Source organism: Glutamicibacter ardleyensis (assembly GCF_014644555.1).
In the GTDB taxonomy this organism is placed as follows: Bacteria; Actinomycetota; Actinomycetes; order Actinomycetales; family Micrococcaceae; genus Glutamicibacter; species Glutamicibacter bergerei.
Map to the genome: position 1 here is coordinate 399,785 of NZ_BMKX01000002.1, position 26,926 is coordinate 426,710.

Sequence of the window (26,926 nt, forward strand, 5' to 3'; positions counted from 1 at the left end):
CTCCTATGTTGTGTACCGGTAAAGGTGGTACTCGTAATCCGAGCTGAACGTGTCAGAGAATGTCCCGGACCCGTTTGCGGTGAGGGTGCGCGATTCACCCAGCACGGTGATAGTTTTTCCGGCTGCGTCTGGCACAGTGAATGTGCCAGTTGTAGTGCCGGGGCGGATGGACTGGGTGAATACGAATGTGTACGGCCCATAGCGTCGGCTGGTCTGTTGGATAGGTACACCGTATGTTCCACCCATTGGTCCCGCCGTTGTGTTGGTGCTTGCCACGTTGATGACTAGCTGTAGCGGGCTGGCTTTGATAGCGCCCGCTAGCGACTGGGCTTGTGCACAGATTTCTTGGACTGCTGCACGCATTGGTGGATCATGTAGCGATGAAGCGAAGTCCTGCCCGCGCCCGTGCCACAACTCATCGAACCGGTGATCGAAAAACACTATCCCGGTAGCCCCTGCGATGAACGCAGCCCACACGGCCCGCTTCATCTGCTCTGGGGATGGGTTGGACGTTTCAATGGGGCACGTTTCTACGTACGCCCATACGGGGATTCGCCCGTGCGAAAGTTGACGCATTTTCTGTACCTGTTTTGGCATGGTCCAGATTCCGAGGCGGGGTTTGGTGATGTTGTACCAGTCGCAAGAGATTACATCTGGTATTTCTCCATACCCGTACCACATAGGGGTAACGTCATCCACCTTGGCGCCAACCGGCCACCACTGATAGCTGATTGACTGAGCGGGCCACTGGCCCAGGTTCAACACGATAGGTCGGCTAGAGTCCACATGCCTAATATTTGATAAGCGGGTCCATAGCTGGTCTGGGGTGCCGCCGTTGTGGACCATGTCCGGCTCATCCCACAAGAAATACCCTTTGACACGTGCGGATATTGCCGGGTCTGCAAGTACTGTCTCCTGCGTGGCAACTCCGTCATCTGACGATGCGAAAATGTCCATGCCGGATGCAAGAATTGATTCACGGTACCCTGGCACGTTGATCGGCACACCACAAGCGGTGTTCACTCCGATGCTGGCATAGTCCTCTAACCATGGGGGGTCGGGGTAGAACACGGCCATGGGGATCTCGAATGAACTCCCGCCGTTCGGGAACTGATCAAAGTAGTTGGGGCCGGGTCCGGCTTCACTCTCCACCCACTGCGCGATGGGGTCCACGTAGTAGTTGTGTGGCAGTACGCCGGTTGGGTAGACGTGCTCACTGGTGATTAGTCCACCCACACGTGATGCCCCGGATTTACCGGTAGATGTCTCAAGGTAGCGTTCTACAAAGAATGGCCACTCATAGTAGTTCATATCGTTGTAGACCCATACGTTCTGACACCATTTGCCATTAGCCGCAAAGTAGCTCATCACGTACCGGGTATCTGGGGATACAGCTACAGGTGACGGGAATAGGATTTCTCGCCAGCCTCCTGCGTCTGCTGACCAGTTCATCGTCGCCGTGGCTAATGCTGCGCCAGCGGGTGACCAAAGGGTGACGGGGATGGTTCCTGCCGCTTCGGGGTGTTTGTAGATGCGTGATCCAATGATGGTCACGGGTGCTTGCACCATGAATTCCACACCGAACTCGTTAGGTTCAGCGCTGGTGAAGTCTGGGCCGTAGGTGCTGTCCACGTACTGCATGGAGCTTAGGTTGATGCGGTCTTCCCACATTGAGCGACGTACGGTGCGGCGTGCGTCCCCATCGAGGTTGAATGTCTTCACGTCTGTGTCAGTGACGTTGAGAACGTCCTTTGCTGTTCCCGTAGCAATGACGGTTGCAGCGCCGCCCGAACGGTAAGCGTTCACACTGTCAGTGATAGCTACGGAACTTATGTACGCTTCACTAGCGCCACCGGTGCCGTCATCAACGATGACGTCTACGCCATACCAACCTGCCGCGTTGGCTTTGATGACCGTTCGCGCGCCAGCAGAGCCATAGGCAAAGGCGGCATTGCCGGGGACCATTTCAGAATCCGCTGCACCGTAGAGTGGTGTGCCTCCTGGGGCTTGGACGCTCCCTGAGAACACGGATGATTTGGCACCGAATCCACCGTCTGGGAAGTAGACCGAGACCCAGTAATAGCTACTCGCAGTCAGTGCGTAGGTGGTGCTGAACTCTACTTCATTCCACTTGTTTGCCCCGAAGCTAGCGAAGTCCGCTGTCGCTAGCAAGGTAGCGGTTGCCATGTCTTTCCCAGACCATAAGTAGGCTTTGTGCCCGGTCGGTGAAACTACTGCGCCGGCTGGGACCCACACGCGTGCGCCGCGTGCGCGCCAGCCCGCGACGCCGACAACATAGAATCCCGTGGCCAAGTTGACTGGTTCGGTTCCAGCGTCCAGGGTAATCCCGGTGGGTGCGGCTTGCCCGAAGATGCTGTAAATAGCCAAGGGTTATCCTCCTGTTAGGTCATGCGTCCACGTCACGATAAGTTCCTGTGCAGCTGATTTACTGGGGATGCCGGAGAGCAAAACGCGGGCGACGACATTGGATGCTGCCGAGTCGGAATCTGCGAGCGCGTTGTTTACGATTACCGCTTCGGTGATCGGTGACGCGCTGGTTGCTTTGCCCGCTGCGAACGTGCACTGGTAGGTGACGCGCGTGGTTCCCGATGGTGTGGTGACCGTAGGGAATCCAGAATCAAATAGCTTATGGCTGTTGGACAGATACGTGGCGAGGGTTGACCCGGCCCCGGTACGTGATGGGGTAGTTGAGCCTGTGCCGAGCTTCATCCCGATTGGTTCGTTGGGTGGGGTTGCTAGGCCGGCGCCACGCTTCGCATACACCTGTTCGCCGTTGGCTGTGACAATGTTGTGTGTTTCGCCCTGTCCAGCAATGGTCCCGTCAGGGTTGGTGAGCACCCAATGGGCGTGCCCAATGATTCTTGCCACTGGTTTCTCCTAAGCTGTGTAGATCCATTTAGATGGGTCGCGGGTCGTCTTGATAGTCCCGACGCTTATACCCAAAGTGAGCGCGAGGTTCTGCGCTTCACCGTCAGTGCCTGTGACTCGGATAATTCCGGTGCCGTTCATTGGTAGCGGGTTAGGCCAGCATGTGACGATGCACTGCGGGGTGAGGTTTAGCGCCGAGTCAGCGGCGGCTGTAGCGGACCCTGAAAGTACGGAGCGTTGGTTCCACTGGTCAAAGGCGATGAGCGTGTACGTGTAGGTCACACCGTCTGTCACAGCGCGGTCCACGAACCGGGTGCTGTCTCCTGTATAGATGACGGTGCCGTTGCGGAGTAGTTGAATTTTCCGTGCAGCGGCTGCGAGAGTCCAAGTGACCGTGATAAGCGTGGAGCCTGCTACAGCGCCGGGGGTGGCGGGCTGTCCAGGTGGCATGTCGCCGTAAGGGATTGCCCGCACAGTGCCGTCTGAGTAGGTAACAATTTTCTTACTGTCCCAGTTGTCTACAGCTTCAAACTCTGTTGGGCTAGCTGAGCCTCCGTGGTATTCCTCAATGAGCGCGAGGGCGTTAGTAGCGTTGATGTTCGCTGCGTTTGCCTGCGCCCGTACTGAGTTCATCCACGTTTCAAGTTGCGTGCCGGTGCGGTCTATCGGCATGGCAATGGATTCAGTGACGGGCAGGGCGTTGAAGTTTACTGGGGTTGTCAGATTCGATACGGAGACGATCCACCAGAACGCACCGCCGGTGTCCGGTTCAAGCTTTACTTGATACTTCCAAGACCCGTCTGTGGGGGTTGGCACCACATCCGGGATGGATGCCAACCCCCCAACGAGGTACGCCACATAGGTGGGTGGGAGTGTGATGCTAGGCCCGTCATTGGTTAGCTGGGTGCCAGCCATGATGATTCTGCCGGTGGTGGCAGGGTTTGGCCCTGTGGTGAAGTCAAAGTTCACTGTGCGCGCCACGGTACCCCCTATTTGGTTAGTAGTGCTTCGAGTGCGGTTAGGCGATCTTCGAGCCCGTCGCTGCGGGCACGCTCCTCTTTCAACTGCCGGTTGAGTACAGCGATTTGAGCGATAGCCAAACGGTCATACGCTACAGATTGCTCTTCACCGTCAGCGTTGAAAGCCACGAAACTACGTCCGCCTGGTACCGCCGCTACGTGCTCAGCGATAACACCCGGTATACGAACTTCCGGTGCCCGGTTTTCGAAACGTTCCTGCTGTTCCATGGTGCGGACACCCATAAAGTCGAGTTCGAGCTGTTCCTCACGCGTGGTGCGGTCTAGCCAGTCCTTGACCTCTATATCCAACAATTGGTCAGACAGTTCGAGCGGTTGCACGTCCAGCTTGTACCGTGCCGCCGAGGTAGCCATGCCGATAATCCCGTTAGACGTGATCACCATATTGGCGGTGAGGCTATACCCGCGGGCAAAGATCACCGGAGACTCAACGTAGGTATCCGCCGTAGGAGCGCCGGACGGCCCGTAACCAATGAAGAACTCAGTATCGTTGGTGCCGATACGCCAGGTGTTCTCAGTCATCGCATACTGGAATGCAAACGCCTGTGAAGCGTCCCCGTGCATACGGTAGACAGTCTGAACCTGGTTCGATGATTCGGGTTTCACTGCGTAGATTGAACCGCGCTTGTCGGTCTCGTCTGCATACATCGCAACTGCTGCGGTGAGGTTCGTATCAGAGATACGGACCCTACGACCAGCGGTCGATGTTGAGAACTCACCCTCAGCTACGATGCGCCCCGTGTTCGGGTCCAACGAGAAACGCTGTACACCGTCTGTGTTCCACCCACGGAGCCCGTTGGAGTCCATGCGTAGTCCACGGTTAGCTGTTGAGCTTGTGCGTACCACGCCGGCTGTCAGTGTGGCGTTCTCCATGAGGACGTTGCCCGTAGTGCCGTCAACTAGGAACTTGCCGTACCCAATATCAAGACTGCCGGTAGTGCCGTCAACCTTGAATGTGCCGTTGCCTATCCACGTGTCGCCGGTATCGCCCCAAACACGGAACTGCCCACCCTTGCCCAGCCAAATATCACCGGATTCACCGTTGATATTCAGTGTTTGTTCGCCAAGGTCATTCCAGGCACGCATTCGGTTATCGAAGCCGTCTAGCTTGATGCCACGGTCAGCGAGAATGCGGGTCTGGATCAACGAGCCTGAGATCACGATGAAGTCAGCGAAGCCGCCAATCATGTTGTCAGTCTCAATGGTGTTGGACTTGATGTGGTACGCCTCGATGATGTCCGCGCCCAGCATTGGGGTACGGATCGAGTCAGGAGCAATGGTGGTTGCGTTGGTTTTCTTGTACGCACGCACATTACGCACACCTACCGCACGAGCGTTAGCACCCACAAGACCAAGAATCCACGAACGACCGCCACCAATAGATGACAGGTCGGGGACCTCAATATCGAATGCGTAATGCTGCACAGTCGGGGTGATCGTTACGGTTTCGCCAGCTGCCGAGACAGACCCAGAAATTCCGGTCTTGTTCGGGTACACAAACAAGGTAGTAGGCACATCCACCTCAGTGGTTGCCAGCGCGTCAAACGACACACGCAACCAGTCCCCAGATTCGAACGGCACAGGGCCGGTCTGGTCTAGGAACATGAGGTATTCAGATCCACCGTCTGCTTTGTACGTGTACCCGCCAGCGGCCACCGTGCTGAAAGCTGCGGGGGTGGTGACGTTTACGTTAGCGAGCGGGTCAATTGTGGTGAGGTTCGTGAAGTCGCCAACCATAATATGTTCGGCAGACAAGGATTTGACCTTGATGTAAATGCCGTCAAGCATTCCCACCGTGGCTTTGCCCAGGTCGATGGAGTCCAATGTTTGGTGCCCGAAAGAGTGTGGTTTCCATGCCCCGCCAGAGAACTGCCACGTACCAATGAGAATGTTCATTTGGCTGTTGGAATACCGCCACCAAACATCCCCGTCAACCTCGCCACCATTGATGCTTGGCAACGATGTTGAGTGAGTGACTTTGTTCTTGCCGTTAGCTGAGTTCAGTGCTTGGCCTACACCGTCTAGGGCTTCGGCTAGTTTCTGATTCCACTCGTCAATCAGATCGTGAACATCTGGGAGATCCACCAATGGTGTAGTGGTGACTTCGGAGAGGGCAGACCATTCGGATTTGTTCCCTACACGGTCCACTGAACGCAAACGCAACCAGTAGGTGCCATAGTCCAGTTTGAACGGGATAGGGAACGCGCCAGCGCGCTCAAAGTTACCTGCGAACTGCCACGGCCCAGCGGGGCTAGTCCCCACCTCTGTCTCGGTGTGCAGGAAGTCCGGTGGCATAGTTTCGCCACCTGCGCCGAGCCCGTCCCAGGTGACAATGACAGTGCCGTACGAGGCCACGCCCACCGGTGCAGACGGCACAGGCGGAGGCGTCGTGTCCGTCTCCATCATCAGCCCGTTGAGATACACCCACGGGGACACACGGCTACTTGCAGCTACCGCGCGGATCGCGTAGTCATAGAACTCAGGGGAGTTGTTTTCTTTACGCACCCGAATAGGTGAGAACGACGCTGCACGTTCAGCACCTGGCACCGAGCGGAAACTCTTATATTTCGCACCCACTGCGGAGACACGCGTCATAAATTCGAAACGGTCAATCTCAATTGCCGTTCCGTCAGTAGCTTTCCCAGTGTGCGTCCACCCTAGGGAGACTTGCCCCATCTCGTTACCCTCAGCGTCCATGTATGCGGACGATGAGCCGAGGAATCCGGCAGGCACAGCAGGCGTGCGAGTGTCAGACTCTGGGGAGGGTTGCTGCCCGTTGCCACCATTCACACGGCCAATAACCAGTGAGTTCTGTTTGCGGGCCGCGGCTATGAGCGCGTCCTCAAAACGGTCACCCAGCACCGCGTAGCCGGTGAGTCGATTCTCCACTGTCACAGACAGGGAGAACACGCGCATGGATTCCATGCCCGTGCCAGTCTGGTAGCTTACGTGGTCGCCCGCACGGTAATCCCGGTGAGGGAGGTACTTAGAGTCCTGGTCGAATTCGCGGGTGCGCGACACGCGAGCGCCAGAGAGTTTCAGTAGCTCCTCGTCAGAGAGGAGGAACGCGGTGCCTTGATCAGCGACACCACCGGCAGACATTATGGACTCCAGCCGGCCCCACGGGCTAGTGCCGTTAGGCCGGTCCCATTTCTCTCCAGATTCACCCACGACACGTAGCACGGTGGCACGGTCACGGTATGAAGTCTGCTCAGGGGCCGAGGTTTCGCCCTGCCCTGCGAGTAAGCGTATGGCGGTACGATCACGGCCTAAGAAAGTATCTGGGTTGAATACCCGCAAAGTGCGGCCTTGCCCAGCCCAGTCCACGACGCCTTGATTGCCGAGCGCGGACAGTACTTCGAAAAGGGTCTGTGTCGGATTCAGCGAGAGGTTGATGGAGCTAGTCCACAGTGCGCCGTTTGAGTCGCGGGTATCCGTGAAGTCCATGTCCAGGGCGGTGCCCCACCCGCGGGTCTGTGCGTTCAGGATGAGGGTGCGCAGTATCCGGCCCGGTGACGCGGCAGAGAAAAGAATATTCCCGTCCGTGTCGGTTTCCATACCACCGTCATCCCACACATAAGCAGATTCCAACATTGACGGGATGAGCGAGATGAAATCAAAACGGGTTGTCGGTGTTTGCTCCAGACGGTCCCGGTCCTTACCGGACAGGCGGAACCGGGAATCTAGTGGCTCAACCCAGTTCGTACCGTCAAAGTACTCATAGACGGCCTCGCACTCACTGTTCAGCAGCCCGGACTTCACGCCCGCCTCTGGGTAGTGCAGGTTCATCGTGGACTTATCCCGGAACGGCCACACCACCTGTGCAGACAAAAAGTGAGGGACTACTTGGAAGTCGCTAGCAAATGGTGAAGTTATCAGAACGCGAGTTTCCAAGGGTCCCCCTTATTTAGTTGCGGTTTTTGTGTTGCATCAGCGAATGCCCGGATTCAACGGGGATGAATCCAACGTTGCTGCGCCCAACGTCGATTGAGTCCAAAGACAAGTGCTCTATCTGTCGGGGCACCCAGTGAGTGCCGTCCCAGTCGTAGATACCCTCGATATGGTCATTTGCGATGTGGTGGTATTTGTCGCCGTCGTACCGGCCTGGGACGGTAGGGGCTGTGGTCCCAACGATGGGGAATGAAATGCTCATTGTTTCTCCTAGTGGTATGACTTTCGCGCGCGTACTTCCGCAACGGGGGAGGATGCCGGGTTAGTGGCTTGGACACGTAGCCGGTACCGTCCGGCGTTGATGACGTTGTCCGGCTCCAGAGTGAGCATTGGGCCGCGTCCCTTATTGGAGGACACCAGAGCGCTTATGTCGGTGCCTCCTGTCCACGTGTCTGTGGTGACACGGCGGGCAGTCCAGTTAGCACAGTCAATGACCACGTACTGTGTCGCGGTCAACGGCGTGTTCACTGTGATGCGGTCGCCGGTCACATAGTCCTCAACTACCGCTGTGGAGAACGCGCCCTTGACGCGGATCAGTGCGTCATTGATTGGCCCTGTCCCGTCCAGATTTGTGAGGATCTGCGCGGTCAGGGTTTCAGTGAGTGCTGGGGTTGGGATCGTGTAGGTCAGAGGAGAACGCCAGAACGGTTCAGGTAGCGTCAACGTCACCTGGTAGTAGGCATAATCATTAGAGACAGGCTCAGGAACAATCGTTTCCAGCACCGTCCCATAGTTCATCCTCGATACCGAGCCACTGTAGGCGTGGGTGATGGGCAACAGCTTCCGTCGCTGCCCAAACACACCATTGAACTTCTCGATTATCGCCATGAACTCCTCGTGAGTACTCACAAGGATTCTGTAGCGGAGGGTAAGAGTCCCAGGCATGAACGGCGCCCCCATTTGGGGAATACCGCCGTCCATGCCGGGGAGCTCCAGCAACCCACCTACACGGCCAGAGGTCCCTCGAATACCGGACCCTGTGATGAAGAGCAACCAGCCGGCGCCTTCCGGCCCTAATCCATCGACCGTGTACATGCGGACCTCCTACAAGTTAGCTAGTTGGTTCGCACGCTCCACGCCCTTAGACGTGGGCTCAGCGATTGGGTAGTAGAACTTGTTGTGCTGAACAACCCGTGGGCCGTTCAACGCTTCCTGTTCTTCCGTGGTGAGTCGCTTCATCGTGTTCTGAGCGATTTGCGGTTGCTTCGCTGCCTGCTGGGTACCTTGAGCGATAGCGCCACCCAAACCAGTTGCAGCGACACCGACAGCGGGTGTCATCTTGATCAGGTTGTCTTTCAGCGTGGTTGCGAAGTTCCCCGAAATGTCCATGGCTACCCGTGACGGGGAGCGGATGCCGAGAGCACGTTTCAGTGCCCGCTCCATCAGCTTCCCTAGGTTTTCCATGGCCTTTTCGATGTTCTTTTGCTCAGCTTCAAGACCCCTCACGAGCCCGCGTGCTGCTTGGATACCGCCTTCATACATGGATTTAGTGACGTTGTCGCCAGCATGACCCGCGTACTTTTCGATGTCCTGGAATGACTTGTTGATCTGCTTTACATCCCCGCCAGAACCGGCGAGTAGAGCATCAGCAACGTACGTGCCCTCATTCGTGCCGAGGGCTGCAACCTCTTGGATGATCAGCGATGAGTAACCCTTTTTCCGTAGGTCATCCAATTTCTTGGCGAACGTACGGATCTGGGATGCTTTCTGCTTCGCACCGCTGAGGATCATTCCGGCGTTCAAAGGGCCGTCTTTCAACGTGTCCATTGAGAGCAACGTGTCAAAGCCAAACTCACCTGAGAGCTGATCCTTGACCTGGTTCTTCACGCCGAGGAGTTCCGCGTACTTGTCGTTAGCCGTGTCTAGACGGGTAGCGACTCGTTCAGCGGCTTTCTCCAGCTTGAGGAGTTGGCGTTCAGCGTTGCGGCCTGTAGCGCCCGCTTGGCTGCGTTTGCCACGGGACAGGTCAGTGTTGCGGGACAGATCCAAGAGCCGGTCTACCTGCGACATGCCCCCACCGGAAGTGAAAGCGTCCTGCACTTCACCACGGCGGAGATCCTGCCGGAGATCATATTCCAGCTCGTACAAGCGGGCGGTCTTGGCTTTCTGATCCTGCAACCGTTGCTGTACTTTGTCCAGCTTTGCCTCAGACGTTTTCAGCGTTTTCTCTGCCCTGTCCAGTGCTTTCTTAGCCGTGGTCTTGTTCTTGCCCTTAGCTTTGTTGTACCGGGATTCGGCAGCTTTCACTGCGGCCTTACGGGACTTGACCGTGGCCTGGATGTCTTCGATCTGATCGGCGTAGACATCTGCTTGACGTTGGGCGAACTGCGAGTTCGTCCAACCGCTTGTGTCCACCTTTTTGACGTTGCGTTTCTTCGCCGGCTGAGCCTTAGCCTTACCAGACGAACTAGACCCGCCACCACCGCTTGACGATGGGACGGTAATTGAGTCGCCCACATGAATACGGTTCGCGTTCTTGATGTTGTTCGACTTCGCGAGCTGTTGCCACGTAGTGCCGTACCGTTGCGCGATTTCGGAGAGGGTATCTCCGTTCTTCACGCGGTAGACAGCACCACCCTTAGCGAACGCCTTCACGCCTAGGAGGCCTTGACGGACCATAGAGCGGAGCTTGTACATCTGCGATTGGCCACCGGCAGCTTGAACTTCCGAGGCAGTCCACACGTGCTCACCATTGGAGAGCATTGCAGGGACTTCATCAGAGGTGCCAGTACCGGGACCACGAACGGGGCCACCAGCTGCACGAGTGATACCACCAGAGCCACCACGCCCCGTACTTTCATACGTGACGTTGGTTGTGACCACACGGATACGTGAGGTTCGATCACGGGCAGCGTTGTCTAGTTGCCGGTTAGCATCACCTGTGGCAGCGGTCGCGAAGATCGTGGCCGTGCGTTTCTTGGACGCAGTGCCGTTGAGTGCTTTCTCTGCGGCTTCCTTAGCGGCCTTAGCCCCAATCGTCGCTGTGCGCTTTTTCTTCGCTGTTGCGTCGATCTTGTTGCCAGTTTCAGCTGTGCCAGTTTCCGTGACCTTGATACGCCCGTTAGGTAGCGTCTCCACTTTGAAGCCGAGAGCTTCCAACCCGGCCCGTACTTCCGGTGAGTTGTCATCGATGCTGATCTCACCATCAGGTGAGGCCATGACGAGCTTGTACAGTTCTTGAAGCTTGATAGACAAGGCCTCAGCAGATCCAGCGTCAGTGATAGCTACGGATGTTTCACCTGGCATACCGAATAGCGTCTTGGAGAGCGCTTCCGCTTCACCCTTGGAGATCTTTCCGTCTTCACCCAACTTTCGGATCTGTGCACGGTAGGGCTCCAGTGCTGCGTCTGCGGCGGCTGCGGCTCCTGCCTCGTTGCCGAGTGCTTTCTCATGGTCCGAGGCAGCGAGAGCGGCGGCTAGCGCTTGATCCTGCAACGGTGTCAGCATACCCATGAGGCGGTCGCCCGCGTCTGAGAACTCCACCGCGCCGGTCTTAGCGTCAATCAGCCCCTTGTGGAGCTTCTTGCCGTTCTCACCGGTCTCACCAAAGAATTCACCCAGGGTGCGTGAGGTGGTTGCCAGCTTACGCTGTTGCTCCTCTTGATCTGGGACTACACCATTCAGCGCATCGATGATCGACTTATAAGCTTCAAGCCGGGTCGTCGTATCTGCTGCGGAGTCACCCACGGCACTGATAGCTTCGGAAATCCGAGACTGCACTTCCGGCGCCGCGCTCATGGAGTCGTTTGCACGAGCCCACTCGTCGGAAGATCCTGCGATAGCTTCACGCTGTGTCTTGAGCGCCCCGATAAGGTGCGTCATGTCCACAGTCGATAGCTTAGACATCGCTTCACTGGTAAGCCCCATGGACATACGCCAGTTCTCCAGTGCCTGCCCACCGTCGCCGGAGGCAATCACGTTTCCGAAGTTGTCGGTCTGCGTCGTGCTTGCAGCCATGGCAGTGTTGTACTGCTCCAGCTGTTTGATCATGCCGTCATAATCAGCACCACCCTTGGATACAAGGGACGCGGTGTCTTGCACGCTCTTACCTAGGATGCCGAGGGTGTCAGCGACAGACTCAGCACCACTGTTGAACAAGTAGAAGCCCTTGGCGCCGGTGTCGCCGGCTAGCGCGTTGGCCACCATCTTGTCTGTGTTGTCAGTGATAGCGCCTGTAGCTTCATCCAGGGTGCCCTTGAATTCCTGCACGCGGGCTTTCGCCTCAGCTTGAGCGGCTGAGTAAGCGCCAAGTGCTGCAACGCCTGCACCAATTGCTAGCCCCCACGGGCCACCGAATACGCTCATCACGCCGCCGAGGGCGTTCTTGAGCCCTGAGCCAAGGCCCTTGCCTGCGACACGTGCCCCGTCAACGATGCGAGCAAATCCACGACGGGAGTTGTCTGCGGTGAGTGATACTTGGCGGTCTAGGAGTTGTAGCGGGCGGATCATAGCCTGCTCGATGTTCGGTGCCTGGAGATTGTGCAGGTTGTCCATTTGGGACCGGAACTTAGCTAGCCCACCGGTAGCGGTATTAGTTAGCCGTGAGCCTAGGTTTTCGATCCAGTCGAATTTGCCCTTCATGGCAGAGAACGCGAGCATCCCACCAACGGCTAGTTGCACTGGGCCGGGGAGCTGTGAGAAGCCTTCGACTAGGTCGCCTACAAAGCCAATGACAGGTATGCCAGCCTCTACAAGCCCAGCGAGGCCTTCCACCCCGGACTCGAGAAGTGGCACGGCTGCACTAATGGCAGAGTTCAGGGCACCGGACATGGTGCCTGCTAGTTCGCCTAACACTGGGATCAGCGGTTCACCCGCGGCCAGCGCGTCGGACAGTACGCCTCGCAGTTCTGGGGATGCCAGGACAAGCGCGGTGATGCCAGCGGCCAATGGGTTGATAGCAAAGCCAAGGTTGCGGAGGATCGGCAGTTGCGTACCCATGGCCATGAAGCCGGTAGCAACGGCAGCGATGCCGGGGCCGTGGCCTGCTAGCTTCGCTACACCCCATTCGAGGTCTTTCACGTCGAACCCGTTGACTGCGTTCTTAGCGTCCACTAGGTAGGTGGAGATGTTATTGAATGCGGGACCCATGCGACGGTTCAGCATGGTTACTAGCGGGCCGGCCTGCTTTTCAGCTGCACGGAGGAGGTCAGCGAACTGGTTAGTCCACTCCACCATGCGCCCGCCACCATTTTTACGGATGAACGGTTCAGCGAGGGCGGAGCCGATGTCACGGCTAGCACCCTTGACGCGGTCTAGTGCGCCGGTCATCTGCTGTTTGACGGCAGCGGTTGCCCCATCAAACTTAGTTTTCATGCCAGTGGTTAGAGCGTCCAGGGCTTCATCAGCGCCTATGGTGCCCTTAGAGATGGATTCGCGGATCTCAGTGCCGGTCTTGCCCATGGCTTGACCAATGAGGGTTGCAGCGTCGATGCCGCGCCCGCCGAGCATGTTCAAATCTTCCGCGGTCATCTTGCCTGTGGACTGGATCTTAGCGAGGATGTCCACGATGCCGGCCACGTCCTGCGAGGAGCCACCAGTGGCCGCTACGGCCTGCTGGACAGCATCCATGATGGGGATGACCTTTTTTGCTTCTACACCAAAGCCGAGGAGCTGCTGTTGAGCACCAATGAACACGTCTTTAGCGAACGGGCTGTTACGTGCGAACGCGTCTAGCTTGTCCATCTGAGCGTTAGCGGCTTCGCCACCACCCATAATGGTTTTCAGTGCTGCACGGGAGTTCTGTTGCAAGATGTTGTAGGCTCCACCGGTCTGCACAAGATTCTTGAGCAGAGCAACGGTAGTGCCAGCGACTACGCCTGTGGCGACAGACGTGGCGGTTAGACCACTCTTGAGGGTCTGCGCGCCGCGCTTGCCAGCGTTAGCTAGCCCGTCACCAAAGGACTGTACGTTCTGCTTGGAGTGAGCCAGATCAGAATCGAAGGTACCCTTATCCAAACGTAGTTTGGCGGTCAGGTCCGCTACAGTGAACTCACTCATTGCTACCGCCTATTCGCTTTCGGTCTCCGTGAATTCGAGATCGTCGTTTGTGTCTTTGTGCGGCCCGTCATGCTCTATAACGAGTCCGCAATACGAGTTGCCGTCTGCTGAATGTTTGCCACATTCGGCGTTCGTGCAGTCGTGCTCGCCGTAGCGGTGTGTTTCGCAGTAGTAGTTACCGCAACCTGGTTCGTCAGCGTCACGATGACCTTCCGGGTTGTCGCCGCATAGGTAGCCAAGGCCGCGGTCAATCTTGGTTTCGCACCCGGATTTGTCACAGGTTGCTTCCACGCCATAACCGGCTTCGCGCCCGTCTGACAGTGTGTAGTGGGCGTAGCCCATGGTGGTCTCCCTATTCAGTACGTTGGAAAGCCCTTGATAAACGGCTATCAGTAGTAAGAAGCCCCTCAATCCGGCGACGCAACCATGCATAGGTGCGGGCGTTCATGAGGGGCTTATCTAGAATGTCGATGCCGTAGGTCTCGTGAAGATCAACTTCAATGAGGTTCCATTTGGCCAGGATGTTTCGCCATTCGAAAGACTCGTTTTCCTTGTCTCCCGCTACCCCTCGCCCAGATCGACGTTGGATTTCGTCTCTGAATGACTTGGGGTAGACGTATCGTTCGAATCGTCCGGTGACAGGGTCTCGTTTTCCGCGGCCAAATGGCGCAATATCGTCGAGAGTGAGAGGCCCATCCGCGCCATGTGGACCTCCAGTGCTTTTTCCACGCCACCTGCAATGAATGCCTCTGCGGCTTCAAGCCCGGACACCTGCCAGAACAGGCTGAGGTTGCATGAGTCTTGGGCGTCTGGCAACCGGAGGTTATCCATGATCCAGTCGTAGTTCTTTTGACCTAGCGCGAGCCGGTACATGTTCTCCTGCTCTTCGGCAGTGAGTCCTTCACCTGCGAAAGATACGCCCATGACCATGGAGGCCAGTGGTGCACCCTGGCGGGCTGAGAGTGGCTCAATGTCGAACTTCCCGCGCGGTGTCACTACCTGCAACAATCCGAGCGGGGTCTCTTTGATCTTTATGGTGCTCATGGTTTTTCCTTTAGAAGATGTGCGTCAGCTAGACGGTCTTGTTTGGGTTGGCAATCGACTTGCGGTCGCCCATCGAAGTGATGTTGAAGCTGAACAGGTTTGGGTCAGCGTTACCGGTGTTGGCGCGGGTGTCGTTCACGGTGCCGGTGAACTCGTAGGCGTAGGTTGCGCCCTTCTCGTCGTAGTAACGGAAGTGCCCAACAGCGGCGGAGCCGACGTTCTCAGGGGAGCAGATCGCCAGCAGGGCCACGAGGTATGGCTGGAACTCGCCGGTCTCGTCACGGATCGCCATTACGGAGAAGTCCATGGTGAAGTCTTCGCCCACCTTGGACTGTGCGGACTTGCCGTGGTGAGCGTAGGTGGCTACGTCTACCATTCGTGCAGCGGGCGTAGGGTTTACGCCGGTGATGTCTGGGATGTTGTCCCATGCAGGGGTGCCAACAGGGCCGGTGTTGATGTCTACGCACAGCTCGTAAGAGTTGGCGACACTACCGGCAGTAGGCTCTGGGATGGTTACTGACATTGCTTTGCCTCCAGGTGAAGCACACGAGAGTGTGCGGGGTTATCGGTTCGTGGTGGGTCGTGCGCAGGCAATCTTGTAGTTGTCTGCGACTTCCCACCGGTTGTTTCCGTCTACCCCCATGGGGACAGACGATTTACGATGAATGCGACTGACTGGCGGGACACCGGCAATCAGTGGCACGTATCGTGCGTTGTGCAGTAGGTCGAACACCGCGTCTAGGATGTCGTCCGGGCCGGTCGGATTGTTGCGTGCCCCGCGTGCCCGTACTTGGACACTCACATCACTCATCGGTAAGTACTCGTGGTCTGGCCCGCCATAAGCGGACAGCACGATCACTTTGTCAGGGTCTGCGGGGACACGTTTCAGGATGATCGCGGGGAGCGCACCCGTATAAACGAACTGCGGGTCGTCGCTCCATTCGCCAATACCGGAGTCAGCGAGTAATCGGGCAATACCTTTGAGAAGATCAGTCGTGAAGCTCATCGCATGGCCCGCCGTATCTGCGCGGCCACGATCTCCATAAGCTCCTGAGCGTTCTCCTCAGCAGGATTCTCCAAGTACTTCGCTTGTCGTCCGCTCGTGTGCTTCCAGCCCAGCTCTTCATGCTGGCGGGCAGCATAAACAGTATCGTTATGAACTTTGGCCAAGAGATTCCCCGGTGTAGCGGGGATGACGGACGTTCCTGCCGAGAGTGGACCTTGATCGATAGGCGTAAGTGGGACGGAGAGGGCTTTGAGCCGTTCCGCCGCGATGTTCAGACCGTTAGCGGCAGCAGCGGCACCTGGCCCGCTACCGAACATGGCACGATCAAAATTCATGTCTACTTTGACTTCGATCATTGGTCACTCCAAGTACAGGACCGAATGAGACGGTGCGTTCGGATGGTTGAAGTAGTTCGATCCCGCAAGCTTTGATTCCCGTTCATGCGGGGTACCTGCCCACACTGTGATCAGTGATTCAGCGGGTACCACCACATCGGGGTCTACGACTACGAAACTGTTTGAAGTCACATCAGCGCCGTTGGTGCCTTTGATGACTTGGATCTTGTCTTCGACGTATGCCCGCTCAACGTTCACTGGAGCCCCGAATACTTGCCCATTGGGTCCCTGCCCCAATAAAGGCTTGTAGGAGATCTGGTGAGGCATGAGCCTCGCTGGTATGGCTACCACACGTCACCAACCCATCCCGTGAGTAATCCAGCGTTAGCGAGGATGTCCACTGACTCAGTGGACATGAGCGCGGTCTGAATGTCTGAGACGGATTCGGCACGTACTTTTGAGCCACCCAGGCTGAGGGAACCTATCGACATGTTCGACATTCCAACGCCGGCGCCACTAACGTCTCCCGTTTCGTGAGCGTATGCAGCCTGTGCACACGTCGCTTCACGGAATGCCGTAGCAATCGCCTGGTTGGTTGGTAGGCCGTCATTGTCGGTGTCGTATAACGCGTTCCGGGTAAGCCGTTCCACTTGGCCTGAGGCCGTGTGCAACAGGCGTTCTAAGGTCTTGCCTGTGGGTGCACCTAGTTCGGGGCACCATACGGAGTTGGTGAACTCTGCGGTGGAAGCATAGACGCGTGCCATTAGCTTTCACGCCGGACGAGTTCGCGGGCGAACATGCGCGCCATGGTCGCGTGCACCTCGCTGGGGGTAGTTAGACGGGCACCCTTGTACTTGGCGAAGAACGACGCAACCATTGGTGAGTTGGTACGTCCTACACCGTTGCGGAATTGAATGCCGAGGATCAGCCCGTCTACAGGTTCAGGTAATTTGATGACTTGCATAGCGCCTCCATCTGACACAGGGGAATGAAGGCGGTGTGGCGCAGGAAAGCCCATTGCAGGGGTAGAAAGGAACCGGCAAGCATAAGCCCCCGGGTTAACCTTCACGTTGATTCCATGAGCGCCGGTAACGTGTTGACGCCACACCGCCTAGCTTTGTGTCCCCTGAACTATGGGGTTGGCACTACGCGTGGCTGCAACAGGATGTTGGCGGTGGCCAGACCGGCTGGGCGGAAGACCTTTGCGCCGTAGACCTGGAGGCCACGAACGATGTTCGCGAAGCGCTTCTCTTCACGGATCGCTTCAACCTGAGTGAGCTGCATAGCGAATGAGGATGCAGCAGCCACACCTGCGGTGATGACCTTGTAATCCTTGTTCGCGCCGGCGCCACCAACGGTGGCAAGGTTGTTTGACACGAGCACATCGAAGCCCGCACCACGGCCAACCTGGCCATTGAGCAGGGGCACGAGGCTACCGGAGGCAGACAGGTCGGTGTAGCGCTTGTCCATGAGCAGCGCAGAAACGAACTCAGGGTTGACCACGACGTAGCGACCAACGGTAGGTACACCGTTCACATCCAGCTTCTCGCGAAGCTTGATCAGCACCTGGTAAGCGGTGGTCTGAGTTGCAGCGTCTGCAAACGCTGGGTCATCATCGATGACCTTGGCATCTCCGAGCTTGTTGCCGGTGAGCGCGTTGGTCTTGATGAGAGAGGCGATGTACTTGTCTACCTTGTCGCGGAGGCCGGTGCCGGCCTGAGCCACGCCGGAGCCCTCGAAGTTACCCGCGGCCTGGGTCCGGTCAATGTCGTTGACACGGAAGCCGAAGTAATCGCCCTGATCGATGATCAGCTTGGCGCCGGTGTCGGTCAGATCCTCGAAAGTGAGGTCGGTGTCCTTGGCGTAGGAGCGGATGGTAGGTGCGCCCACGGAGGTCACGTTGACGGTGTCTCCCATCTGGCGGATCTGGCCCTCGTAGTCACGGTTGCAGATCTGTGGCTGCGCGAACACGAGCGCCTGCTCGAATGGTTCGAGAATTGCGGCGGACCACAGTTCTGGGATGAAGTTTTCGATAGCCATGGCGGCTTATCTCCTGACTAACCCTCTTTGGGGTTGGTGGCGAGGGTCTTGAGTCGGCCCTCTTTGTTGGCTTTGAGGATTTCTGCCGGAGACATACCGGCTAGATCTTCACGGCTGAGCTGGTGTTGACCAGTGCCGTTTCCTCCTGTGAGATCGCCTCCGCCACGTGCCGCCGCCGCCTGGACGCGTAGTGACTTGTCGGCTTCAACCGCTGCCTTGACTACTGTTTCCACCTGGGAATTGAAGTCGTCTGCGGCAGGGTCGAAATCCTTGACTTTGTTCATGAAGCTCATGGAGTCAAGAAGTTTGGTGGCATCCGCATTGTTGACGGATGCTGCGGTGAAGACTCCGAGCTGACGTTTGGCGTCTAGCGCGTCGTTCTTCCATGTGTCTCGTTCGCCGGTGAGCGTGTCGCGTTCCCCGGTGACGGTTTCAAGTAGCTTGGCTGGGTCTGGTTCGTCTGCGACGAGGCCCAAAGCTTTGGCGATGTCCTGCGTGTAGGAGGACTGCGCGTCTTTGACGGCTTTCGCTACTGCGTCTTGGATCGCGGTTTCGCGTCCGTCTGCGAGCTTGGCTTTGTCGGCGCGTAGCCCCTGCACGAGGTTCCAGGCCTTTTCAGCGTTGAATTCCTCGTCACTGCCCCACGGTGGGGCGTTGGTGGTGGCCTGTGTGCCCGTGACGGTGGTTTCGGTGGTAGTTGTCTCAGCGCCAGCTGTCGTGGCTCCTGCGCCAGAACCATCGTCGGTTGTGCCGGTGGCCCCGGTGTTGGTTGCTCCTGTGTCACCGCCCGCGTTCGCATTCATCTGAGCGATGCCGAACGTCTTGAAGTGGAACGCCATAAGCGCTTCGATTCCACCCGGTGCGGTGATGTCGATCCCGTGCGGGAACTGCTTGTTCATGGACACTTTGCCCTCCTGGGGTTTGGTGAAGCTCCTGGCACCTCGCCAAGGCCTAGATAGGTCAACTGCGTGTAGCGCCGAGGTTCAACTGCTCCCGGTAGCGTTTGCGTAGCTGAGGGGTGTTTTTGACAATGTCGCGGATCTTGGCGCGCGCCTCGTTGAGGTCTGCACGGTAGGCCGCTTGTTCCTGCGGGGTGGCTAACGCAAGTTCACGTTTCGCCTTACGCACTGCCCGTTCAGCAGCGCGGAGATCATCCCGGTTCTTTTCCAGTTCCGGGTCGTATTTGACCGCGTCATGCGGGATGGACAGGCCGGGGAGGTATGCGACGAGCGAGCACACACAGTTGGGATGCTTGAATCCGTCTTCACGTGCTTGCTCCACAGTGGAGTGCACATGAACTTCGATGTAGCGCCCATCGATGGTGGCGTGCTCGATCATCTGAGTTCCAGCGGGGCCTCTGATGGAAAGGATTTTCTTAGCCCACCGTGCGCAACGGTCGCACGCGTCCTGACGAACAATCGGGGTGACGAGATCCAGCCCGTAATGGCCCATCTGATCGTTGTGCGCCTCATCCCATGACCGCATGATCGCGGTCCGGGTCGCCATTTCCGTGTACGTCGCCAGATTCCAGTTACGCCCTGACTTATCCACAAATCCATACACACCCTGTGCGAGGAATTCACGCCATGCGTCCTGCTGTGCAAGACGGTTCGTGGTGGCGCCGAGGATCGCGTTGGTGACGTTCCTGCCAATGACTTTCTGGTACACGTCATCGGGGTAACGGAGGATGCGATTGTGCAGGTCTGAGAGCTTGTTGACGAGGTCTGCTTTGACGTAGGCCGCGGCGACGGAGCCAACCACAGCCCCACTGACTACGGCTATGTCGGTGGTGATCCCCAGCGCGGATAGCTGTTGGATCACTGCCTGCCGGCCACCTTCCACTGAGGAGGCCATGACAGCCTCCACAGTTTCCGGCATCCGGGTCTCCAGCTCAGCGACAATCTCACGGGCTGCTTGGCGTAGCTTGCCCATACGCAAGTACATTTCCTCTAGGCCTGGGGTGTTCTGTCCGGTGAGGACTTCCACCTGAATGGCTTTGAGGAGGCGTTGTTCTGCGTCTGCGTACATTTCGACTACGTCACGGGCTAGACGGTCGATCACGTCGGCCATGTCCATGTCTTCCGGGGGAATCCATGCCACGCTGGCCCCCTAACCTAAAACTTGATTTTGGTAGGGTCTGTGACTGGGGTGCCGCGTTCCTTTTGGATCGCGTCTACCTCATCGTTGATCTCAGTGCTTGACCAGTTGGGGTGGAGCATCCGCACTTTCTGCTCAATGCTGATAGCCTCAGCGGCGTTCAGTTGTGAGAGGGTCGCTGCCATGACCTGTGGGGCCACGTCGGTTTGCTTCGGGAACTGGACGTTGACCGTGTCCATCTTCATGGTGGTGCCGTACACAAAGCTCTGAACTTCCAACGCTGATTTGCCTAGCTCAGTGAGCGCGGCTTTCCAGTAATGGATTTTCTTGTTGCGGGTACGGTTGGACAGTTCACGTCGGCTGTTGACCTCTGTTGCGGTCAAGTTGCTTACCATGTCGTCACCGCCGAACGATGCGCCGGAGTAGCCTGCGGTTCGGAGGATCTGCCCCATGATGTCTTTGGTGGTGGCGATGAGCTGTGCTGAGCGGATCTCAGGTTGAATGAGGGTGACGGGTGAGCCGTCTTTCAGTGAGCCAATGCCTTGCAGGGGTGAGTAGATTTCACGGTTACTGTCGAACGTGGAGCCTTGCCCCGGCCCGTTGTCCTGCAATGCTGTGGAGTTCACGACTGCGCGCGCCTTGCTCAGGTTGATTTCCCGCATGAGCGCCGAGTACGTTTCATCGGCTGCATCAAACAAGCCCTCTAGCTGGTCAAAGTCGCTACGTCCCATGAGTGATAGCCCAGGCACGTTGCGGTATCCGCGGTTAGGGCGGATGTTCGGCACGTATACGGCGGTGAGGCCGGTAGCGCCGGTCATCTGGCGTGAGTCGGTATCGACTATCTCAGCAGCCCATGCAGAGTCTGGGTGGTCATCCAATGGGATACGGACACCTAGGGTGTTGTCGTCTCCCATGAATAGCCCGTATTCGATGAACCCGCGTTCGTGGCGTTCAAGGAACCGGAAGACCTGCCCTTTGCCTCCACCGGAGAGTTTCTGCCAGAACGTCACTGCTTGCAACTGGCCACGCTGCCACTCTGGGATAGCTGAGTCAGCGTCTTGCGCGTCGATGGTTACCCAGTCGCCGGCTTCTATGTCCCACACGATGCGTAGGTACACGCCTGTGAGGGCGGCTTGCAGTTCACCGGCTTCTAGGAGTTCGGAGGCGGTCTGTGGTGTGCCAAAGATGTTGCTGATAGCGTCCTGCGTGGTCTTGTCCTGCGAAGTGCCGTCACCTACAACGAATGTTGGAGGCTCAGCGAAGAGCAGATCAGAGGACGTGCGTGCGAGGTCAGCAGGGATTGGCAGGTGCAAACGCTTTTGTGATGCGCTGGACTGCGGGGAGCCGTGGAACATCCGTTTGGCCACACCAACAATCCCACCCTTTTGGAACCCTGAACGGTTGTCCTGTGCACCGTAGAGACTGGCCAGTGTGGACACGTCCCCGGTATACCAGGCGTTCCACTTGCTGATGTCCTTTTGCAACCGGTCATACGGTGCTGGTGGCCATTTAGTGTCGGATGTTGGCAGTGGCACGTTGAGCCTCCTAAGTTTAGGCGGCTACCCGGTAGTTCACCCGGCGAGCCCACATTTGTTCGGTAGTTGCTACTGCGTAGCGGATCGCGTCACAGGAGTGGTCAGCGGTCTTGAGTGGCTTGTCCCGGCCCTTGAGCTGTTCGTCTGGGTCCCATGAATAGCCGGGAAGCTCAGAGATCAGACCGTGGCACAGCGATGACACGAGGAGGAGTTTCTGAGACATGAGAGACGCGACTTTACGGATGCCGTAGGTGACATCGTTTTCTGCGTGTTCCACGTTCGTTACCCCGTCCACGAGGAGCTGTGTTTGCAGGGATGCTGCGGAAGGGTCGATGATGAGGAATCGTGGTTCTAGGAACCCGTCATCCCTTGGCCGTTCCGGTGTGGAGTCTGGGAGGTGTTTCTTACCTATCCACGAGATCAGCCGTTCGGACAGTTGCTTGTCCGTGAGGCGGATTTCGCCGTCTTTGGACACGTGGCGGTATTCGTCTATGGCGTAGAGTCGCCCGTCAATGCCCATCCCCAGGAGGATTGCACTGGTCGGGTTGGTCGTACCGTAGTCGAGGCCCACACACAGCAGGTCTTCCATCTCTGGGAGGTCTTCCCACTGCACGAGGTGGCCACCGTCTTTAGGTCGGTCCCGGTTGAATTGGGCTGCGTCCCACATGTCGTAGATCGCGCCCTCAGCAGATACCCACAGTCCGAGGATGAACCTGCGGAACCACAGCCCCGTGTATTCACGGCGTAGCGAGTTCTTATAGTCGTCGGACAGGCTGGGGTTGTCGTCAATGGTGAAGTGAAATCGCTTCCACCCAATGAGTTTTACCTCTGGGTCTGGATGGTCGATCTTGTCCAGGTACTCAGTTTTCAGCCAATGGGAGGGTGAGTCTGGGTTGGTCGTTCCGAAGAGCTTGGCGCCGTCTACGGACATGCGCCCTAGTAGCTGTTTGAAGAACTCCACGGGTAACACGGTGACCTCGTCAACGTATGCCCCGCCTACCGTCATACCGCGGATCTTTGATTCCGCTTTCTGATCGTTCGCGCCTACCACGTGGACACGTCGCCCAAAGATGCGGGCAGTCGGTGAGCCTTGGCGGTAGTGGACGTGCTGGGCAACCATGTTCAGTGCCGGTTCGGATTCGATAGGTTCGAACACGTTACGGAAGATGGAGTCTTTATTTTTGCCAATCATGATCAGCTGCCCGTTGGGTGGGGCAGTGATAACAAACGCTAGCCACCGGAGGATTGAGGCGAAGGTTTTGCCGGAGCGGATCGCGCCTTCGTAAATGTTGACACGGCCCTCAGCGTTGGCGACAGCTGTTATTTGCCGGTCAGACATTACGTTGGCCACGGGCTAATCCTCCGTGACTGTCGGCAATTCCTGTTCGGTCGCTTCGCGTGCTTCGATCTCGGCGGCTTTCGCTTTGGCGCCTTCCAAGAATCCGAGTAGAGCGGCTTTCACTTCGCCACTGTTGTCCTCTGGGATACGTTCGTTGAGGCCTAGGTACTGTGCGCGACGGTTTTGCAGGTTGATGAGCCGGTCTATGGCCCATAGGTCGCCGGTGATGATCTTGGGCCAGATAGCCCGTAGTGCGTCATCGAGGCGGGATAGCTCAAGGGCGAGTACTTCCTTGGCTTCCTCGCGGGGGATCTCTAAGATCGCGCGTTTCACGGCTTTCTGCACGGTGCCCCGGTTGGCGTAGCCTATGTTGGCTTCCGCTATCTGCTCATAGGTTGCGCCGGCTTTGCGCAGTTCAAGCGCTTTCTTTTGGCGTTCGCGTGTGTTCGCGATGCGGTTGTCCCGCGCTGATGAGTTACCCATGACGGCGTTTCCTTCCCCGCACCTGGCGGCAAAGCGTTGTACCCCTCAGCGCCTGGCGAGGGTGTGGAATGGTTTTTGCGTGCAGGGCCCGTTTGGGGTCGGGCCCTGCACGAGCTTTAGGAGCCTGACGCGGAGGACGCTGCGGAGCCTGCACGCTGGGTGAGGTTACGGTTTCCTTGCAGGTTGGCAAAGCCTTCTAGGGAGGCTATGCCTCCATCGATGTACTGACGTAGAGATCGGTTACGCATTGGGTCTCCAAGGGTTAGGAACCTGAACCTGAGCTGCCGGCACTGGATGCGCGGCGGGAAAGACGGCTAGTAATGCCACGGGTTGCACGGGCGATGCCAGCACGCACACGAGATAGTCGGTTACGCAAAGTTGTTCACCCCCTCATTGGCGCATGAGAAAAGCCCCCACAATCATTTGTGAGGGCTTATCTGCGGGGTATGGGGGAAGTTTAGAGGAGGTCGCTTATGTCGATGCCTAGGCGGTCAGCTAGCAGGCGCATACGCTTCATTACCTGTTTGCCTTCGCGGTAGTAACCAAATCCAGCTTTTTTGTAATCAAAGCCTAGGATGCGGGCTTGGATGCGCATGGCTTGTTCGCATTCCTCAGCGGTCTGGTAAACCTCTGAGAAGTAGAAGCGGGAATCGTAGAGGCCAGCGAACTGGGCTTTCTGCTGTGCGTCCTGTTTCTTGTAGGACGCTTTGATTGCGTCCCATTCGGCGCGTGCGTCTTCCTCCAGGTCGTCGGTGTAGTCCACGTCTGCGAGCGGGTCGGGTAGCTCTTCGGCGGGAACGCCTGTGAGCGCGTCCAGATCCAAGCCACTGTCCATGTCGAGGTCTAACCCCTGGGTGAGCGCGTTTACGTCCAGCCCTCCACCTAGTAGGGCGGAGAGGTCTAGTTCGTTATCGTTGCTCATTGCGGATCAGGTCCAATTCGACTAGTGGGAACCATTCGAGGATGGTGGCAAAATCTTCGGGTGCGTGTTCACGCAGTGGGACGAGGAACTGAGCGGCCAGCCCGTCAAAGGTGCGCCCGCTGTTCTTGACGAGTTTCCCAGTCCTTGGGTGAGGGCGTAGGAACCATTCGTAGTCTGGTGGCAGGTCGATGCCTTCGGCTGCGATACGGTCGTAGCATTCGCCACGTGTCCAGTCCCAGATGATCGCTAAGCGGTTCTTGGAGGTCGTGAGTGGCCCGGTTTTCTTGATGAAGGTACGGCGGGCGATGCTGTCGGCTGCACGAACGCCTGTGCAGATGAGAGTGTCATCTGGCAGGTCGTGGTCTTCGCGGTACATCTGCTGCATGTCTTCGAACGACGGTTCGGGCATGTGTGAGGCTTCGATGATCCAGGTGCGGTCTATCGGCTGGTAGACCCCGGCGTTCCACATGCGGTACATCGCAGGGTGTGGGAACGTGGTTACCTTTGTCTTGAATACGTCCTCGTAGTACTCCACGGACTCTTTGGTGAATTTGAGGCCTGGGACTAGTTCGTAGTAGATGGGGTGGATGTTCTGGGGTTTGATGCCACTGTCTAGCATGGCAAGCCATGCTGCGAGGGCGTCTTTCCCGCGGGAGAAGCTGAGCATGAGTGGTACGTCTCGCTCGGCTAGGTCTTTGCGGAGTTGTTCACTGGTTGGCCAGTTTGCGCCTACCCCGTTAAACGTGATTGGCATTGTTTTGTTTCTCCTGTGCGGCTTTTTCGGCTTTCCAGTTTCGGCTACATCCCGCCATAAATACGATGATTGCGGCGGCGAGGACGGCCCAGATGATGGTTGCTACTATGAGGGTGATTACTAGAGTTTCCATGTTTAGAGTCTAAACACTCTTATCTATAGTGTCAACACCCTAAACACACTATAATTGAACAAGTCGCCAAAAAGCGCGGGAACAAGCAGACGCGCCCACACACCATGTGGGTAGGCTCTAAACATCCCGCCATACCCGGAAGGTACGAAATGCTCAGCGGAGAAGATGCACTCACTAAACTGGTCAGCATGGCAGATCCAGCAGTAGACCCTAAAGTGGCAGCTTTGACACGCCTGGAGCAGCTGCACGCAGTGCGCACGTTCTTGGAGGAAGAGCCCGGTGTGATTGCACGGGCACGATTGGCCGGCGCTTCATGGGCTCAGATAGGCGAGGCTACAGGGTACTCACGGGCGACGATGATCAAGAAAGCTAAAGAGGGCAACGGCGGGATATTACCTGAGATGCCTCGTGTTCAGTCTTCATCCTGAGTGTCGGTCTGGTCGTCGTAGTGCATGGAGTAGTCCGGTTCGCTGTTCATGTACATGGCGAGCTGGTCATCCGTGTGTACGTGGGACTCGCTCAGTTTGAACATGAGTTCAGCCTGGGGCATGGTCGCGTCGCGGAGTTCCCAGTTACGCCCGCAAATGTCGCAGTGGATGTCGATTGCTAGTAGCTCGTTCATCGCCGGTACCTGGTCCCTTGTTCTGTGCGGAGCACATCAATGAGTTTGTAGAGTGGCCGGCTGTACTTGTCTAGGCCGCTTGGTTCGATTTTTCCGCGGGAACGCCACTGTCTTACGGTTTGCGGGTGTACGCCTGCGGCTTCGGCAGCTTGCACGGTGCTCACGAGCTGGTCCAAATCGGCGGAGGTGAGGTTTTCAATCTGAATGCTCATGATTGCCTCCTCTGGGATGTGGATACAGGTGTGCCACTGGTACGTGTTGAGTGTATGTCACACTGACTCATTGTTGCAACAGACTTATTTATCTTTGAGTCACGAGAACGGCCCACCATATTTTATGGTGGGCCGTTCTTTGGTGTGTGGTTATGCGCTGATGAAGTCCAGGTGCGCAATAGCAGAGTTGACCTCCATCCAGTTCAGGTAGTCCTCGTATACGTCGCCTAGGTAGTCGTACCCCTGGGGGAGTTCGCGGCCTTGCTGGCGGGATTTGTAGCAGTTCTGGTCGTGTTGTAGGTACTGGCGTAGTGCTTGGCAGTAGGCGTCCTCTGGTGGGATTTGTTCTAGTGCCTGCCGGCGCGGGTTGTCCTCGTCCAGTTCCCTAATGGTTTTCAGGGTGCGCAGGACTCGAGTACGCATTTCTTGCAACGCTGGGCGTTCTTCGAAAAGCATGTCCAAAAGTTCTGGTGTGCACGTGTCGGGGAAGTATCCCGGCAGTTTGGCTTGCAGCATCTTGAGTAACATTT

29 protein-coding genes are annotated in these 26,926 nt (G+C 57.2%); 1 reads left to right on the forward strand and 28 read right to left on the reverse strand.

Annotated elements, in window-relative coordinates:
• Window positions 1-3 precede the first annotated feature (3 nt).
• The 25 genes from IEX04_RS06425 to IEX04_RS06540 all read right to left on the reverse strand — a co-directional run bounded on the left by IEX04_RS06425 (window position 4) and on the right by IEX04_RS06540 (window position 25,562).
• On the reverse strand, window positions 4-2,388 hold the full coding sequence (locus IEX04_RS06425; RefSeq protein WP_188684511.1) for a DUF4082 domain-containing protein: 2,385 nt from the start codon (window positions 2,386-2,388) through the stop codon (window positions 4-6).
• Between the two features lie 3 nt (window positions 2,389-2,391).
• A complete protein-coding gene (locus IEX04_RS06430) occupies window positions 2,392-2,889 on the reverse strand; it encodes a hypothetical protein (RefSeq protein ID WP_188684513.1) in 498 nt (165 codons plus the stop codon).
• A gap of 9 nt (window positions 2,890-2,898) precedes the next feature.
• On the reverse strand, window positions 2,899-3,870 hold the full coding sequence (locus tag IEX04_RS06435) for a hypothetical protein (RefSeq protein WP_188684515.1): 972 nt from the start codon (window positions 3,868-3,870) through the stop codon (window positions 2,899-2,901).
• A gap of 8 nt (window positions 3,871-3,878) precedes the next feature.
• Entirely contained in the window at window positions 3,879-7,757 is a 3,879-nt protein-coding gene (locus tag IEX04_RS06440) for a hypothetical protein (protein WP_188684517.1), read from the reverse strand.
• Between the two features lie 76 nt (window positions 7,758-7,833).
• Window positions 7,834-8,079, reverse strand: coding sequence for a hypothetical protein (locus IEX04_RS06445; protein ID WP_188684519.1), 246 nt, complete (start codon window positions 8,077-8,079; stop codon window positions 7,834-7,836).
• Window positions 8,080-8,087: 8 nt separating this feature from the next.
• Window positions 8,088-8,912, reverse strand: coding sequence for a phage tail family protein (locus tag IEX04_RS06450; RefSeq protein WP_188684521.1), 825 nt, complete (start codon window positions 8,910-8,912; stop codon window positions 8,088-8,090).
• 9 nt (window positions 8,913-8,921) lie between these two features.
• Complete coding sequence (locus IEX04_RS06455; protein ID WP_188684524.1) at window positions 8,922-13,874, reverse strand: tape measure protein; 4,953 nt, start codon at window positions 13,872-13,874, stop codon at window positions 8,922-8,924.
• A 9-nt stretch (window positions 13,875-13,883) separates the two neighbouring features.
• On the reverse strand, window positions 13,884-14,216 hold the full coding sequence (locus tag IEX04_RS06460; RefSeq protein ID WP_188684527.1) for a hypothetical protein: 333 nt from the start codon (window positions 14,214-14,216) through the stop codon (window positions 13,884-13,886).
• Window positions 14,217-14,435: 219 nt separating this feature from the next.
• Entirely contained in the window at window positions 14,436-14,918 is a 483-nt protein-coding gene (locus tag IEX04_RS06465; RefSeq protein WP_188684528.1) for a hypothetical protein, read from the reverse strand.
• A 28-nt stretch (window positions 14,919-14,946) separates the two neighbouring features.
• Window positions 14,947-15,441: a phage tail tube protein gene (locus IEX04_RS06470; protein WP_188684530.1), complete on the reverse strand. Its 495-nt coding sequence runs from the start codon at window positions 15,439-15,441 to the stop codon at window positions 14,947-14,949.
• 39 nt (window positions 15,442-15,480) lie between these two features.
• Window positions 15,481-15,924 carry a minor capsid protein gene (locus tag IEX04_RS06475; protein WP_188684532.1) on the reverse strand — a complete coding sequence of 148 codons (444 nt, stop codon included), beginning with the start codon at window positions 15,922-15,924 and terminating at the stop codon, window positions 15,481-15,483.
• Window positions 15,921-16,280: a hypothetical protein gene (locus IEX04_RS06480; protein ID WP_188684534.1), complete on the reverse strand. Its 360-nt coding sequence runs from the start codon at window positions 16,278-16,280 to the stop codon at window positions 15,921-15,923. Before IEX04_RS06480 ends, IEX04_RS06475 begins: the two co-directional genes overlap by 4 nt.
• A gap of 3 nt (window positions 16,281-16,283) precedes the next feature.
• Window positions 16,284-16,586, reverse strand: a complete 303-nt coding sequence (locus tag IEX04_RS06485) for a hypothetical protein (protein ID WP_188684536.1) — start codon at window positions 16,584-16,586, stop codon at window positions 16,284-16,286.
• Window positions 16,587-16,603: 17 nt separating this feature from the next.
• Window positions 16,604-17,023 (reverse strand): head-tail connector protein, encoded by a 420-nt coding sequence (locus tag IEX04_RS06490; RefSeq protein WP_188684538.1) that lies wholly within the window; start codon window positions 17,021-17,023, stop codon window positions 16,604-16,606.
• Complete coding sequence (locus IEX04_RS06495; RefSeq protein WP_188684540.1) at window positions 17,023-17,223, reverse strand: hypothetical protein; 201 nt, start codon at window positions 17,221-17,223, stop codon at window positions 17,023-17,025. Before IEX04_RS06495 ends, IEX04_RS06490 begins: the two co-directional genes overlap by 1 nt.
• A gap of 167 nt (window positions 17,224-17,390) precedes the next feature.
• A complete protein-coding gene (locus IEX04_RS06500) occupies window positions 17,391-18,299 on the reverse strand; it encodes a phage major capsid protein (RefSeq protein WP_188684542.1) in 909 nt (302 codons plus the stop codon).
• Window positions 18,300-18,316: 17 nt separating this feature from the next.
• A complete protein-coding gene (locus tag IEX04_RS06505; RefSeq protein ID WP_194446436.1) occupies window positions 18,317-19,204 on the reverse strand; it encodes a hypothetical protein in 888 nt (295 codons plus the stop codon).
• Between the two features lie 55 nt (window positions 19,205-19,259).
• Window positions 19,260-20,399 (reverse strand): phage minor capsid protein, encoded by a 1,140-nt coding sequence (locus tag IEX04_RS06510; protein ID WP_188684546.1) that lies wholly within the window; start codon window positions 20,397-20,399, stop codon window positions 19,260-19,262.
• Between the two features lie 14 nt (window positions 20,400-20,413).
• A complete protein-coding gene (locus IEX04_RS06515; protein WP_188684548.1) occupies window positions 20,414-21,931 on the reverse strand; it encodes a phage portal protein in 1,518 nt (505 codons plus the stop codon).
• Window positions 21,932-21,947: 16 nt separating this feature from the next.
• Window positions 21,948-23,282 (reverse strand): PBSX family phage terminase large subunit, encoded by a 1,335-nt coding sequence (locus IEX04_RS06520; protein WP_229677036.1) that lies wholly within the window; start codon window positions 23,280-23,282, stop codon window positions 21,948-21,950.
• Between the two features lie 3 nt (window positions 23,283-23,285).
• Window positions 23,286-23,753, reverse strand: coding sequence for a hypothetical protein (locus IEX04_RS06525; protein WP_188684550.1), 468 nt, complete (start codon window positions 23,751-23,753; stop codon window positions 23,286-23,288).
• Between the two features lie 116 nt (window positions 23,754-23,869).
• Window positions 23,870-24,001 (reverse strand): hypothetical protein, encoded by a 132-nt coding sequence (locus IEX04_RS19010; RefSeq protein ID WP_268236913.1) that lies wholly within the window; start codon window positions 23,999-24,001, stop codon window positions 23,870-23,872.
• 209 nt (window positions 24,002-24,210) lie between these two features.
• Window positions 24,211-24,675: a hypothetical protein gene (locus tag IEX04_RS06530; RefSeq protein WP_188684552.1), complete on the reverse strand. Its 465-nt coding sequence runs from the start codon at window positions 24,673-24,675 to the stop codon at window positions 24,211-24,213.
• Entirely contained in the window at window positions 24,662-25,429 is a 768-nt protein-coding gene (locus IEX04_RS06535; protein WP_188684554.1) for an adenine nucleotide alpha hydrolase family protein, read from the reverse strand. The genes IEX04_RS06530 and IEX04_RS06535 overlap by 14 nt, the downstream gene beginning before the upstream one ends.
• Window positions 25,413-25,562, reverse strand: coding sequence for a hypothetical protein (locus IEX04_RS06540; protein WP_188684556.1), 150 nt, complete (start codon window positions 25,560-25,562; stop codon window positions 25,413-25,415). Before IEX04_RS06540 ends, IEX04_RS06535 begins: the two co-directional genes overlap by 17 nt.
• A gap of 149 nt (window positions 25,563-25,711) precedes the next feature.
• On the opposite strand from IEX04_RS06540, the gene IEX04_RS06545 reads away from it, so the two are divergent.
• Window positions 25,712-25,990, forward strand: a complete 279-nt coding sequence (locus IEX04_RS06545) for a hypothetical protein (RefSeq protein ID WP_229677037.1) — start codon at window positions 25,712-25,714, stop codon at window positions 25,988-25,990.
• Here IEX04_RS06545 and IEX04_RS06550 read toward each other — a convergent pair.
• The 3 genes from IEX04_RS06550 to IEX04_RS06560 all read right to left on the reverse strand — a co-directional run bounded on the left by IEX04_RS06550 (window position 25,975) and on the right by IEX04_RS06560 (window position 26,924).
• The gene (locus tag IEX04_RS06550; protein ID WP_188684560.1) at window positions 25,975-26,184 is read right to left on the reverse strand and encodes a hypothetical protein; all 210 of its coding nucleotides are present in this window, start codon (window positions 26,182-26,184) and stop codon (window positions 25,975-25,977) included. The genes IEX04_RS06545 and IEX04_RS06550 overlap by 16 nt on opposite strands.
• Window positions 26,181-26,396, reverse strand: a complete 216-nt coding sequence (locus IEX04_RS06555; RefSeq protein WP_188684562.1) for a MerR family transcriptional regulator — start codon at window positions 26,394-26,396, stop codon at window positions 26,181-26,183. Before IEX04_RS06555 ends, IEX04_RS06550 begins: the two co-directional genes overlap by 4 nt.
• Window positions 26,397-26,546: 150 nt before the next feature.
• Complete coding sequence (locus IEX04_RS06560; RefSeq protein WP_188684564.1) at window positions 26,547-26,924, reverse strand: hypothetical protein; 378 nt, start codon at window positions 26,922-26,924, stop codon at window positions 26,547-26,549.
• Window positions 26,925-26,926 lie beyond the last annotated feature (2 nt).

What these genes read in the sequence shown, in the direction of transcription:
- IEX04_RS06445 (WP_188684519.1), bottom strand. Translation starts at nt 8,079, where the DNA reads ATGAGCATTTCATTCCCCATCGTTGGGACCACAGCCCCTACCGTCCCA.
- IEX04_RS06450 (WP_188684521.1), bottom strand. Translation starts at nt 8,912, where the DNA reads ATGTACACGGTCGATGGATTAGGGCCGGAAGGCGCCGGCTGGTTGCTC.
- IEX04_RS06455 (WP_188684524.1), bottom strand. Translation starts at nt 13,874, where the DNA reads ATGAGTGAGTTCACTGTAGCGGACCTGACCGCCAAACTACGTTTGGAT.
- IEX04_RS06460 (WP_188684527.1), bottom strand. Translation starts at nt 14,216, where the DNA reads ATGGGCTACGCCCACTACACACTGTCAGACGGGCGCGAAGCCGGTTAT.
- IEX04_RS06465 (WP_188684528.1), bottom strand. Translation starts at nt 14,918, where the DNA reads ATGAGCACCATAAAGATCAAAGAGACCCCGCTCGGATTGTTGCAGGTA.
- IEX04_RS06470 (WP_188684530.1), bottom strand. Translation starts at nt 15,441, where the DNA reads ATGTCAGTAACCATCCCAGAGCCTACTGCCGGTAGTGTCGCCAACTCT.
- IEX04_RS06475 (WP_188684532.1), bottom strand. Translation starts at nt 15,924, where the DNA reads ATGAGCTTCACGACTGATCTTCTCAAAGGTATTGCCCGATTACTCGCT.
- IEX04_RS06480 (WP_188684534.1), bottom strand. Translation starts at nt 16,280, where the DNA reads ATGATCGAAGTCAAAGTAGACATGAATTTTGATCGTGCCATGTTCGGT.
- IEX04_RS06485 (WP_188684536.1), bottom strand. Translation starts at nt 16,586, where the DNA reads ATGCCTCACCAGATCTCCTACAAGCCTTTATTGGGGCAGGGACCCAAT.
- IEX04_RS06490 (WP_188684538.1), bottom strand. Translation starts at nt 17,023, where the DNA reads ATGGCACGCGTCTATGCTTCCACCGCAGAGTTCACCAACTCCGTATGG.
- IEX04_RS06495 (WP_188684540.1), bottom strand. Translation starts at nt 17,223, where the DNA reads ATGCAAGTCATCAAATTACCTGAACCTGTAGACGGGCTGATCCTCGGC.
- IEX04_RS06500 (WP_188684542.1), bottom strand. Translation starts at nt 18,299, where the DNA reads ATGGCTATCGAAAACTTCATCCCAGAACTGTGGTCCGCCGCAATTCTC.
- IEX04_RS06525 (WP_188684550.1), bottom strand. Translation starts at nt 23,753, where the DNA reads ATGGGTAACTCATCAGCGCGGGACAACCGCATCGCGAACACACGCGAA.
- IEX04_RS19010 (WP_268236913.1), bottom strand. Translation starts at nt 24,001, where the DNA reads ATGCGTAACCGATCTCTACGTCAGTACATCGATGGAGGCATAGCCTCC.
- IEX04_RS06530 (WP_188684552.1), bottom strand. Translation starts at nt 24,675, where the DNA reads ATGAGCAACGATAACGAACTAGACCTCTCCGCCCTACTAGGTGGAGGG.
- IEX04_RS06535 (WP_188684554.1), bottom strand. Translation starts at nt 25,429, where the DNA reads ATGCCAATCACGTTTAACGGGGTAGGCGCAAACTGGCCAACCAGTGAA.
- IEX04_RS06540 (WP_188684556.1), bottom strand. Translation starts at nt 25,562, where the DNA reads ATGGAAACTCTAGTAATCACCCTCATAGTAGCAACCATCATCTGGGCC.
- IEX04_RS06545 (WP_229677037.1), top strand. Translation starts at nt 25,712, where the DNA reads ATGCTCAGCGGAGAAGATGCACTCACTAAACTGGTCAGCATGGCAGAT.
- IEX04_RS06550 (WP_188684560.1), bottom strand. Translation starts at nt 26,184, where the DNA reads ATGAACGAGCTACTAGCAATCGACATCCACTGCGACATTTGCGGGCGT.
- IEX04_RS06555 (WP_188684562.1), bottom strand. Translation starts at nt 26,396, where the DNA reads ATGAGCATTCAGATTGAAAACCTCACCTCCGCCGATTTGGACCAGCTC.
- IEX04_RS06560 (WP_188684564.1), bottom strand. Translation starts at nt 26,924, where the DNA reads ATGTTACTCAAGATGCTGCAAGCCAAACTGCCGGGATACTTCCCCGAC.